This window comes from Devosia sp., from assembly GCF_017307565.1.
Classification (GTDB): domain Bacteria; phylum Pseudomonadota; class Alphaproteobacteria; order Rhizobiales; family Devosiaceae; genus Devosia.
The window spans coordinates 1-9,719 of sequence record NZ_JAFKHD010000189.1; the positions used below are offsets into that span (position 1 = coordinate 1).

General features: G+C 59.0%; 13 protein-coding genes. 4 read left to right on the forward strand and 9 right to left on the reverse strand.

The window, feature by feature from the left end:
- The 5 genes from J0I64_RS05620 to J0I64_RS05640 form a co-directional block, all read right to left on the reverse strand.
- On the reverse strand, nt 1-801 hold an 801-nt coding region (locus tag J0I64_RS05620), incomplete at its 3' end, for a pilus assembly protein N-terminal domain-containing protein (protein WP_291406628.1).
- 13 nt (nt 802-814) lie between these two features.
- Nucleotides 815-1,741 carry a Flp pilus assembly protein CpaB gene (gene cpaB, locus J0I64_RS05625; RefSeq protein WP_291406629.1) on the reverse strand — a complete coding sequence of 309 codons (927 nt, stop codon included), beginning with the start codon at nt 1,739-1,741 and terminating at the stop codon, nt 815-817.
- A 201-nt stretch (nt 1,742-1,942) separates the two neighbouring features.
- A complete protein-coding gene (locus J0I64_RS05630; RefSeq protein ID WP_366933699.1) occupies nt 1,943-2,443 on the reverse strand; it encodes a prepilin peptidase in 501 nt (166 codons plus the stop codon).
- A gap of 8 nt (nt 2,444-2,451) precedes the next feature.
- Nucleotides 2,452-2,649 (reverse strand): Flp family type IVb pilin, encoded by a 198-nt coding sequence (locus J0I64_RS05635; protein WP_366933700.1) that lies wholly within the window; start codon nt 2,647-2,649, stop codon nt 2,452-2,454.
- A 118-nt stretch (nt 2,650-2,767) separates the two neighbouring features.
- Complete coding sequence (locus J0I64_RS05640) at nt 2,768-2,947, reverse strand: Flp family type IVb pilin (protein ID WP_291406630.1); 180 nt, start codon at nt 2,945-2,947, stop codon at nt 2,768-2,770.
- A gap of 342 nt (nt 2,948-3,289) precedes the next feature.
- Between J0I64_RS05640 and J0I64_RS05645 the strand changes: the two genes are divergently transcribed.
- The 4 genes from J0I64_RS05645 to J0I64_RS05660 all read left to right on the forward strand — a co-directional run bounded on the left by J0I64_RS05645 (nt 3,290) and on the right by J0I64_RS05660 (nt 5,682).
- Entirely contained in the window at nt 3,290-3,733 is a 444-nt protein-coding gene (locus J0I64_RS05645; RefSeq protein WP_291406631.1) for a pilus assembly protein N-terminal domain-containing protein, read from the forward strand.
- A gap of 182 nt (nt 3,734-3,915) precedes the next feature.
- Nucleotides 3,916-4,392: a TadE family protein gene (locus J0I64_RS05650; protein WP_291406632.1), complete on the forward strand. Its 477-nt coding sequence runs from the start codon at nt 3,916-3,918 to the stop codon at nt 4,390-4,392.
- Entirely contained in the window at nt 4,392-4,970 is a 579-nt protein-coding gene (locus J0I64_RS05655; protein ID WP_291406633.1) for a TadE/TadG family type IV pilus assembly protein, read from the forward strand. The genes J0I64_RS05650 and J0I64_RS05655 overlap by 1 nt, the downstream gene beginning before the upstream one ends.
- Nucleotides 4,971-5,061: 91 nt before the next feature.
- Nucleotides 5,062-5,682, forward strand: coding sequence for an HAD family phosphatase (locus J0I64_RS05660; RefSeq protein ID WP_291406634.1), 621 nt, complete (start codon nt 5,062-5,064; stop codon nt 5,680-5,682).
- A 40-nt stretch (nt 5,683-5,722) separates the two neighbouring features.
- Here the strand turns inward: J0I64_RS05660 and J0I64_RS05665 are convergent, their stop codons facing one another.
- The 4 genes from J0I64_RS05665 to deoA all read right to left on the reverse strand — a co-directional run bounded on the left by J0I64_RS05665 (nt 5,723) and on the right by deoA (nt 9,471).
- Nucleotides 5,723-6,118, reverse strand: a complete 396-nt coding sequence (locus tag J0I64_RS05665; protein WP_291406635.1) for a VOC family protein — start codon at nt 6,116-6,118, stop codon at nt 5,723-5,725.
- 89 nt (nt 6,119-6,207) lie between these two features.
- A complete protein-coding gene (gene upp, locus J0I64_RS05670) occupies nt 6,208-6,849 on the reverse strand; it encodes a uracil phosphoribosyltransferase (protein WP_291406640.1) in 642 nt (213 codons plus the stop codon).
- Between the two features lie 77 nt (nt 6,850-6,926).
- The gene (locus J0I64_RS05675) at nt 6,927-8,144 is read right to left on the reverse strand and encodes a phosphopentomutase (protein WP_291406636.1); all 1,218 of its coding nucleotides are present in this window, start codon (nt 8,142-8,144) and stop codon (nt 6,927-6,929) included.
- A gap of 4 nt (nt 8,145-8,148) precedes the next feature.
- Nucleotides 8,149-9,471, reverse strand: a complete 1,323-nt coding sequence (deoA, locus tag J0I64_RS05680; RefSeq protein WP_291406637.1) for a thymidine phosphorylase — start codon at nt 9,469-9,471, stop codon at nt 8,149-8,151.
- Between the last annotated feature and the right edge of the window lie 248 nt (nt 9,472-9,719).

Here is a 9,719-nt window from a genome sequence, read left to right on the forward strand (position 1 = left end):
CCCGCGCCGCTCGACCTGTATGGCAGCGTCGATCTGCACGTTGCCGATCGGGAAGCCGCCCGTGCCGGCGTTTGCCGTTGGCCAACCCGTGCCGGCCATAGTGTCGCTGTTGAGACCAAGCTTGACCGATCCGAAGACCACCGAACCAGAGAGATTGATGCCAAGCTGCCGAGCCACGTCGCGCCGAATTTCCGAGACGGTAACCTGCAACATGACTTGCTGGGCACCGGAGATCGTGAGAATGCTGGCGACGTTTTTCGGATCGCCCGCGAACTGAATAGCGACTTGCTCGGCGCGCGACTTGTCGTCTGCGGACGCAACCGTCCCGGTCAGTACGACACGATTGGTTTCATCCTTGAGCGTCACCGATTCAACCGAGATCTTCGAGCCCGGGATCACGCGAGCAAGGGCTTCTTCGAGCGCATTGCCAACCTGGGAAGGCTCCTTGATGACCCGCAAATCCAGGACTTGGATGGTTCTTCCGGCGTCATCGAGGAAGAAGATATTGGTGTCGCCACCGCCAATGCCTTGAACGATGGCACGGGTGCGTGTGCGCATGATTGCGGCCGCCACGTTGGGCTGCGACACGATCACTTCGGCGACGCCCGCCGGCAGGTCGACAATCATCGACTTGTTCAGTTCAAGGTTGAGATTGCGCTGGGCACCATAGCTCGATGCGGCCACGGTAATCTGGGCCTGCGCGAGCGCGGGAACGCTGACAGCTAGCGCGGTGATCGACAGGCAGCCGGCGAGGGCCAACACGCGGAAGGGGCGAAACATGGTCTCAAATCTTCTCGTCATCTGGCTCTCCCGCCTATTGCGGCATCAGCTGTGGTTGGACCGCTTCGACCTGGATATCGGCAGCACCAGAGCCGCTGCCGGACTGAGCGATACCAGGCTGACTTGGTTCCGGGCCGGTATCGACGACAGAGCCGGTCATCACGCTCTGTGCCTTGCCAAAGCGGATAACGCGAACGGCCTGGCTCGTGCTGGGACGCTTGGCATCTGCGCTCTTGCCAAAATCAGCGACCGAGCGCAGCGCAAGGCTTAGCTGCCCACGCATGGATGCGTTGATCAGCGTTTCTGCCTGACCCGGGCTCAATTCGAGTGTCGCGATTGTGTCGTTGTCGAAAGTCACTGGGGTGGGGCTTGCATTTGTGCCGGTTTCATCGCCCCCGCTGGCGCCCAGCTCACCAAGACGTTTGCCGATGGCAAGCACGCGAACGTTAGACAAGACCACCTCGGAGTGTTGTCCCGACGAGGTTGATGTCGTCAGCAGCACGTCGACATGATCGTTCGGAACGACGAAGCCGCCAGCGCTCGATGTGGGCGTCACCCCGACCGACACGCCACGCATACCTGAGGCAAGAACGGCCGAGAGATAGCCTTGATCCGCACGAACGAGCTTTTGTTCGCGGATCGGTTCCCCAGGAAAGAATTCGAAACGCGCGACAGCACCCGTCAGCTTGGCCGGGGCATCGGGCATAGCGGAGATCGTTACATATTCGGAGCGAACGGCGCCTTCTGGCCAATCCTGCCACTGTACCGTGCTGGCACTGAGCCGCTCGCCGACACCAATTGGCGCACTCGCCACGAGGACCTGTGTCTTGGCTTCCTGGACAACCTGCGTGACAACTTCGGTTTCCGGGGCCGGCGCGCTCCCCATGCGCATAACCAGCAACGCTGCAAGGCCGCCTGCAACAAGCGCTACCACTACCAGGATAATGCGTGCTGGTCTCATGACCTACTCCGGTTACGCCGGGCGCTGGCGCCCAATTCCACCGGTGAACTATGGAAGCAAAGGGTCAAGGTTTGGTTAATTGGGCCTTACAGCTTGCAGTTAACAGATTATGAATACTTGCGAATTGCGAACAGACCGCAGAAATGAAAAAGCCCCGGCAACCAAAGCCAGGGCCAAGACGCTCAAAATAGGGCAGGACAATCAGGCGGAGAGGCGCTCGAAAATTGCGGAGTTCGAATAGACGAACATGCCGGCAGCGGCCATGGCGATGCCGTACGGCACGCCTGACTGGCGATTATGCAGGCGTTCGAGCCAGACAAAGCGCGTGACGACCGGATTAATCGGGATGCGGCGCAGGCTGAGAATGATCAACGTGAGCACGCCACCGAAGATGGCAGTGTAGAGCAGATAGGGCACCGTGGTTCCGAAGCCCAGCCACAGCGTGGTCGCGGCAGCCAGCTTGGCATCGCCACCACCGATCCAGTTCATGGCAAACAGGAAGAAGGCGACCGCAAGCACGACCAAGGCGCAGAAAACGTGCATCGCCAACTGTTCAAGTGGCATGCCGATCGCGATGGCAACGACGAAGAATGATGCCGCCATGACGAGAACAAGGCGATTGGAAATGCGCATAGTCAGCAAGTCCGACGACGCCGCGAAAGCCAAAAGCGCAGGAAACAGGAAAACAACAGCGCCAGACATAGAAATATTCACCTCCCACCAGTAAGAGCAGGATTAAGGGCATCACTGATCATATCGTACATTGCCGTTACATTGTCGTTTACTGAGAACAACGAAGCGATGATCGCTACTGCGATAAGTCCGGCGATCAGCCCGTATTCGATTGCGGTAGCGCCGCTTTCGTCGGCCTTCAGCCTGCGTAACACCCGCGTCACCTGAGCCCCCACTACAGTTCCGACGCTAATCGATAGCGCGAATACATTAACAAAAAGGGAGGGCAAAGCCCTCCCTTTCCTTCGGCATTTCTTCGACTTTAGCCGCCGTTGCCGATTGTCGCCTTCGGCTTCAGGGCGTTGTCGTCTTCGGCTTCAGGGCTCCGCCGATATTGTCAAAGACAGAGGTCAGGTTGGTCCCAACGGTCGTGACAACACCGATGATGACGACAGAGATAAGAGCGGCGATAAGGCCGTATTCGATTGCAGTGGCGCCGGATTCGTCCTGCGCGAAACGTGCGAAAATGTTCATGTCCCAGGCTCCTTGTTAACACGTCCTCGAGTGACGCCTCACGGCCGGTCACACAGCGAAGATGGGCTCAGCCTAGCCAGCACAGATTGCGAATGAGTTAATCGAAGTATTTCCTGGCCCGGGATTTTTGGCAAAAAAATCTATGCTTTTCAATAGATTAACGAGATAATTTGCATTTTATCGAGCCACAATGCTTGAGCCTTAACACTCGCTACTTCAAGTTAATCAAAAGGCTCTTCTTTGCATATTTCAATACTAGGAAACGATACAACACGAAGTCGTTTGCCAAGTGTTTACCATTCCGCGCGATGTTTGGGGCGTTTCCCGCATTGGGTGAGTGTCATGTTCCGTCTTTCCTTCCTCGCAGGCCTCGGCTTTGCCCTTGTCGGCTCCACCCTTGCCGTCGCACAGGACAACGCGCCAATCGATGTCAAGATCAACATGGCCCGAGTGCTTCGGATCAGTGCTCCCGCTGCTACTGTGATAGTCGGCAATCCGGGCATCGCCGATGTGACCATTCAGGATCCGCAAACCCTGGTCTTGACCGGCAAGAGCTATGGACAGACCAATCTCATCGTTCTCGATGCTTATGGTGAGCCAATCGCCGACACGCTGATCGAGGTGATGCAGATGCAGGCCGGGCTAATGACCGTCTATCAAGGTCAACTGCGCACCAGCCTTGCCTGTGCCCCAACGTGTCAGCCAACAGTGATGCTCGGAGACGACAACGAGTTTACCGGCCAGGTCGTCACGTCCGCACAACTGATCCAGTCCACCGTCAACTAGGCAGGACTTTCTTAACCAGTTCTGGCGTTGCCCAGCGTCCCAGTGCCAGAAGCTAACGAAACCTTAGCATTGCCACTCCACCCTGCCCGCCTATGAGGAAAAATACCGAGTTTCCTGGGGCGGATTGAGGCATGGCAAGCTTGCGGCGAAAGTCCCTGAGACGCGACACGCGCGGGGCAACGATGATCGAGTTCGCCATCTTGGCACCGATTTTCTTCGCCATTCTCGCAGCTATCCTTGAAACATCGATACAATATTTTGCCGCCCAGGTTTTCGAGAGCGGCGTTTATGATGCAAGCCGCAACATCCGCGTGGGAATGGCCCAACGTGAAGGTTGGTCTGCCGCCCAATACAAAAAAGATGTCTGCGACAGACTTTATGGCCTGTTCGGCGATTGCTCTGACATGCTCGTCAGCGTGAAGCAGATCAACGACTTCAAATCCGTCAGCTACTCGGTGCCAGTAGACCCCGCTTGCAAGCAGAATTGCAAATGGACGCAAGCCGACAACTGGACGCCAGGCGGTTCATCGAGTGTGGTTCTCGTGCAGGCCTATTACCGCTATCCCTCAATCCTGCGCCTGCCCTTTGCTGCAAATGTTTTGGCGGATGGGCGCACCCTCATCAGCGCCGCAACGGTCTTCAGAAACGAACCATTCTGATGAAGAAGTTTGCCAACGGTCTCGTTGATCTCCTTCGAAAATTCGTCCGTCGCGAAACCGGCGTGGCAGCCGTCGAGTTTGCCCTCATCGTGCCGGTCATGCTCTCTGTCTATCTGGGTTGCTCGGAGGCCGCTGCGCTCCTTACGGCCGACCGCAAGGTGCAATCGGTAGCAGGCGCCGTCGGCGATCTTGTCGCGCGCTCGAACAAGATGATCACCGAAGCGCAGATCAAGGACTATTTCGAGGCCGCCAAGAGCATCATGGTGCCCTACGACGTTTCGCCCCTTGTCCAGACGGTAACCGCGGTATCGGTGTCAAACGATCGCAAAGCCACAGTGATCTGGTCCGTGCGGTACACAGGCGGCACACTTTTGAAAACCGTGCCGGAGCACACGGTTGGGTCAGCCTACAAGCTGCCTGCTGAAATGATCGACATTGCCAGCGGGCAGACGGTAATCGCGGCAGAAACATCCTATGGCTACACCCCGCTCCTCGGCATGGTTTTCAAGAACGAGATGGACCTCCGCCGCTCGGCCCTGTTCATGCCGCGCTTTGGCGGCACGATCACGTTCAACTGACCCCGCTGCGCTACCCCACGGTCGCCGAAGCTTGCTGCTGGAGCGGGGTCATGCCACAAGCGAAATTCCTTCCCCCCAACCGATCAAGAGCATGAACGACACCATTATCCCCGTCTTTGACCTGGGCGGCGTTTTCGTCGACTGGAACCCGATGTATCTGTTCCGCAAGCTCTTCGAGAGCGAGGAAGATGCGCTGTGGTTCCACCAGAACATCTGCACCAGCGACTGGAATCTCGAATTCGACGCCGGCGAAATCTATTCCGAGGGCGTCGCCAAGCTCATCACGCGCTTCCCCAAATACTGGCGTGAAATTCAGGCCTTTGACCTGCGCTGGAAGGAAACGCTGGGCGACTTCATCCACGGCACGATCGACATCCATAACGAACTGATCGAGCAGGACATTCCGACCTTCGCGATCACCAACTTCTCCTGGGAGAAGTGGGTGAGCTGCCTGCCGGAATGGCCGTTCCTCGAAAAGTTCGACGGCGTCATCGTTTCCGGCCTAGAGGGCCTCGTGAAGCCTGATCCGCGCATCTATCGCGTTTTCTGCGAGCGTTATGGCCTGGCTCCCGATAGCTGCGTCTTCATCGATGACAGCGAGCCCAACATTGTTGCCGTGCGCAAGTTCGGCATGCATGGCATTCACTTCAAGGAGCCTGCACAGCTTCGAGCCGAACTGATCGCCCTCGGCCTGCCACTCAAGGCGAAGTAAAACAAAACCCCGGAGCGATCCGGGGTTTTTCATTTTCGGCTTATTGGAAGCGGCCGCCCTTTTGGATGACTTCGATCTTGTAGCCATCGGGATCGGTGGCGAAGAAGAAGCGCGCCACCGGCATATTGCCATTCTTGAAATCGACCAGCTTGCCGACCGTAAAACCCTCAGCGGTGAAACGGTCGTATTCGGCTTGAAGATTGTCGACGACCACGGCGAGATGACCATAGCCATCGCCGAGATTGTAGGGCTCGGTGCGGCCCTTATTGATGGTCAGTTCGAGTTCGAAGCCATCGAGTTCCTGAGCGAGGTAGACCAGCGTAAAGTCGGCAAACTCGATGCGATTGACGATCTCGAGCCCAAAGGCGCGACGGTAGAAATCAACTGAACGGTCTTCGTCGATGACGCGGATCATCGAATGGGCAAGCTTGGCCATTTTTGTAACTCTCCGTTCCAATTGGACGAGCGAAGCGAGGACCCCGCGCGTGGCGCGCCCCGACTGGAGCGCGACGAGCGCGTGAAGTCCTATTTGGTCCCGTACATGCGGTCGCCGGCATCGCCGAGGCCGGGGATGATGTAGCCCTTGTCATTGAGGTGGCTGTCGATCGAGGCGGTGAAGACCGGCACGTCGGGATGGGCCTTGGCAAAATTCTCGATGCCTTCGGGCGCAGCGAGAAGGCACAGGAAGCGGATATTGTTGGCGCCGCGTTCCTTGAGCTTCTCGATGGCCGCGGTTGCCGAATTGCCGGTCGCCAGCATCGGGTCAACGACGATGATCAGGCGATCCTCGAGATTGGACGGAGCCTTGAAATAGTATTCGATCGGCTCGAGCGTCTCGTGGTCGCGATAGATGCCGATATGGGCAACACGCGCGGCGGGGACCAGGTCGAGCATGCCGTCAAGCAGGCCATTGCCGGCGCGCAGGATGGAGGCAAAGACCAGCTTCTTGCCCTTGATCGCGGGCGAGTCCATCGCGGTCATCGGCGTCTCGATCGGGATCATTTCGAGTTCCAGATCGCGCGTGACTTCGTAGCACATCAGGTGCGCGATTTCGCGCAGGAGGCGCCGAAAACCGGCGATGGACGTCTCCTTGTTGCGCATGATCGTCAGCTTGTGCTGGATCAGCGGGTGATCGATGACTGTCACATTGCCCACGACGTTGCTCATATCGACCACCTTCATTTATGCCGCGTTTCCGAACCGCAAAACCGGTCTGCCACTTTTGCTGGAAACGCTCGTCTTGGTTACAGAAAGGATTTGCCGTGCCGGCCGGGCGCGAGGCCGAGCCACGCGGCTATGCTTTCGCCAATATCTGCGAAGGTGGGGCGAATGCCAATCTCTCCCTTGGGCAGGGCTGGGGAAAAGACCAGGATCGGCACCTGTTCGCGCGTGTGATCGGTGCCCGGCCAGGTCGGATCGTTGCCGTGATCGGCCGTAAGAACCAGCAGATCGTCGTGGCGCATTTTTGAGATCAACTCGGGCAGACGGGAATCGAAGAGTTCGAGTGCGGCGGCGTAGCCGGGCACGTCGCGGCGATGGCCATATTCGGAGTCGAAATCGACGAAATTGGTCATGATGAAAGCGCGGTCGGCAGCCATTTCCATGGCTTCAAGCGTCTTGTCGAAGAGCTGCGGGATGCCGGTGCCCTTGAGCTTATGGGTCACACCGGATCCGGCATAGATGTCCGAAATCTTGCCGATTGCGTAGACCTGATTACCGGCCGCTTCATTGCGATCGAGGAGGGTCGGCTCAGGCGGCGAAATCGCAAAATCGCGACGATTGCCGGTGCGCTTGAAGGTCTCTGCAGTTTCGCCGACGAAGGGCCGGGCGATGACGCGGCCGATATTAAGGGGCGCAGTCAGTTCGAAGGAGATCTTACAGATTTCATAAAGGCGCTCGAGCCCGAAATAGCTTTCGTGGGCAGCGATCTGAAAGACGCTATCAATGGACGTGTAGCAGATCGGCTTGCCGGTGCGGATGTGCTCCTCGCCCAGTTCAGCGATGATGGTGGTGCCTGAGGCGTGCTTGTCGCCCAAAATGCCGGGCAAATTGGCTCGGCGGATGAATTCTTCGATCAGGTCGGGCGGAAAAGTCGGTTCGGTTTGCGGGAAATAGCCCCAGTCGAAGGGTACAGGCACGCCGGCAATTTCCCAATGGCCCGAGGGCGTGTCCTTGCCCTTGGACACTTCGCGGCCGACGCCGAAACGACCGCCCTTGGGCGTGTCGGAGAGACCGGGTGGCAGGGCGCCGGTTGAGAGTTTGATGGCGGCACCGAGGCCCATAGCGTCCATGTTGGGAACATGGAGCGGGCCGGAACGGAGACCCGCTCGGTCGGCCTTCCCGGCTGCGGCCCATTCGGCGATATGGCCGGCCGTGTTGGAGCCGACATCGCCATAGGCGGCAGCATCGGGCGCACCGCCGATACCGACGCTGTCGAGAAGGCAGACAATGGCGCGTGGCATGGTGTTACTCCGTGGGGGCGATGCGGTCGGCAATGAGCGGGAATTTCGGCGCCGTCGCGCCGAGGCGATAGGCGGCGCGCAGGCGGCTTTCCGCATCGATTGCCGAAGCCTCGTCGCGGGCGTGGATACGGGCGATAGGTGTCTTCGGGTCGACGGCAGCGCCAAGGCCGAGGAGGCGATCGAAACCAACACGGTGATCAATCTTGTCGGTCGGCGTGGTGCGGCCGCCTCCTAGGGCGACGACGGCCATGCCGACGCCACGCGTGTCGATCTCGGCGACCGTCCCCTGCCCTTCGGCAAAGACATCGCGGATGATCGGCGCGGGAAGAAGATAACCGTCCATGCGCTCGGCGAAATCGAACGGGCCGCCGAGAACGGTCACCATCTTGGAAAACTGCTCAAGCGCCTGGCCGCCATCGAGGGCCTGCTCGACCTTGGACCGCGCCGTCTCGATGTCTGCAGCCATCCCCGTCATCAGGACAATTTCGGCGCAGAGGGCGAGCGTGACTTCCTTGAGGCGAGGATCCTGGTGCGCGCCCGTGAGAAAGTCGACGGCGTTGCGGATTTCAAGGCCATTACCGGCGGCGCTGGCGAGCGGCTCGTTCATGTCCGTGATCAAGGCGCCAGTTTTCAGACCGGCACCATTGGCGACCTCGACGAGGCTTTTGGCAAGGTCGCGCGAGGCTTCAAGAGTGGGCATGAAGGCGCCGGAGCCGGTCTTAACGTCGAGGATCAGCGCGCCGAGGCCGGCTGCCAGTTTCTTCGACAGGATGGATGCGGTGATCAGCGAGATGGATTCGACCGTACCGGTAACGTCGCGGATGGCGTAAAGCGTCTTGTCGGCGGGGGCGAGGTCGGCAGTCTGGCCGATAATGGCGCAACCAGCCTGCTTCACCGCAGTGCGGAACAGCGCGTTGTCCGGCTGGGTTTGGTAGCCGGGGATGGAATCGAACTTGTCGAGCGTGCCACCCGTATGACCGAGGCCACGGCCCGAAATCATCGGGACGTAGATGCCGAGGGCGGCCAAGATCGGCGCGAGCATCAGCGATACATTGTCGCCGACGCCGCCGGTCGAATGCTTATCGGCCACCGGACCATCGAGATCGGACCAATCGAGCACGGTGCCGCTATCGCGCATGGCGAGGGTGAGCGCCACGCGCTCATCCATGCTCATGTCCTGGAAATAGACCGCCATGGCGAAGGCCGCGGCCTGTGCGTGGGACACGGTACCTTCGGCGAAGCCGGCGATGAAGCGGGCAATATCTTCCTTGGGAAGCTTCTCGCCATTGCGCTTCCTGAGGATCACTTCTTGGGGGAGGAAGACCATTCTTGAGCTCTTCTGCGCTTAGCGCTTGTTGCTCCACCCCCTCCTAGCCTCCCCCACCAAGGGGGAGGTATCTCTCCGTGCGTGTCGCGCGATCGGGTCAAGACCACCGGACTGCACCTCCCCCTTGATGGGGGAGGTTGGGAGGGGGTGAATGGGCTTACGCCCCGTAGGGAATCCAGACGTTCTTCACCTGCGTTGCCTTGCCGAGGAAATAGTCCCCTGCGAAGCGTGGATCGGCGAGGTCATAG

What these genes read in the sequence shown, in the direction of transcription:
- cpaB (WP_291406629.1), bottom strand. Translation starts at nt 1,741, where the DNA reads ATGAGACCAGCACGCATTATCCTGGTAGTGGTAGCGCTTGTTGCAGGC.
- J0I64_RS05630 (WP_366933699.1), bottom strand. Translation starts at nt 2,443, where the DNA reads ATGTCTGGCGCTGTTGTTTTCCTGTTTCCTGCGCTTTTGGCTTTCGCG.
- J0I64_RS05640 (WP_291406630.1), bottom strand. Translation starts at nt 2,947, where the DNA reads ATGAACATTTTCGCACGTTTCGCGCAGGACGAATCCGGCGCCACTGCA.
- J0I64_RS05645 (WP_291406631.1), top strand. Translation starts at nt 3,290, where the DNA reads ATGTTCCGTCTTTCCTTCCTCGCAGGCCTCGGCTTTGCCCTTGTCGGC.
- J0I64_RS05650 (WP_291406632.1), top strand. Translation starts at nt 3,916, where the DNA reads ATGATCGAGTTCGCCATCTTGGCACCGATTTTCTTCGCCATTCTCGCA.
- J0I64_RS05655 (WP_291406633.1), top strand. Translation starts at nt 4,392, where the DNA reads ATGAAGAAGTTTGCCAACGGTCTCGTTGATCTCCTTCGAAAATTCGTC.
- J0I64_RS05660 (WP_291406634.1), top strand. Translation starts at nt 5,062, where the DNA reads ATGAACGACACCATTATCCCCGTCTTTGACCTGGGCGGCGTTTTCGTC.
- J0I64_RS05665 (WP_291406635.1), bottom strand. Translation starts at nt 6,118, where the DNA reads ATGGCCAAGCTTGCCCATTCGATGATCCGCGTCATCGACGAAGACCGT.
- upp (WP_291406640.1), bottom strand. Translation starts at nt 6,849, where the DNA reads ATGAGCAACGTCGTGGGCAATGTGACAGTCATCGATCACCCGCTGATC.
- J0I64_RS05675 (WP_291406636.1), bottom strand. Translation starts at nt 8,144, where the DNA reads ATGCCACGCGCCATTGTCTGCCTTCTCGACAGCGTCGGTATCGGCGGT.
- deoA (WP_291406637.1), bottom strand. Translation starts at nt 9,471, where the DNA reads ATGGTCTTCCTCCCCCAAGAAGTGATCCTCAGGAAGCGCAATGGCGAG.